This window comes from Yersinia sp. 2542 StPb PI (genome assembly GCF_048593855.1).
Taxonomy (GTDB): domain Bacteria; phylum Pseudomonadota; class Gammaproteobacteria; order Enterobacterales; family Enterobacteriaceae; genus Yersinia; species Yersinia enterocolitica_E.
Genome location: NZ_JAZGQA010000574.1, coordinates 1 through 241, shown reverse-complemented (window position 1 = coordinate 241; position 241 = coordinate 1). Strand labels below are relative to the sequence as shown.

Sequence of the window (241 nt, the reverse complement as noted above, 5' to 3'; positions counted from 1 at the left end):
CGACACCGCTTTCAGTGCCGATCAGGCGGATTTTACCGGCGTACATGCCACCCAAATTGGCGACATCCACCGCCACGATAGGGCGGGCGCTGCCATCGTCGGCTTTGGTGGTAATATTTTGGTGCGCGGCGTCAACCTGATTGCGTCCGGCGGTGACTTTTAGATCATTGGCCCAGAGACCGGCATTGACTTTAACCGAACGGGCAATCAGGTCGGTATGGTCCTGACGACTGCTGTCCAG

General features: G+C 57.7%; 1 protein-coding gene. It reads right to left on the bottom strand.

Annotation, left to right across the window (positions count from 1 at the left end; genetic code table 11):
* A partial coding sequence (locus V1952_RS22790; RefSeq protein WP_420075663.1) for a hypothetical protein occupies window positions 1-241 on the bottom strand: 241 nt, incomplete at both ends.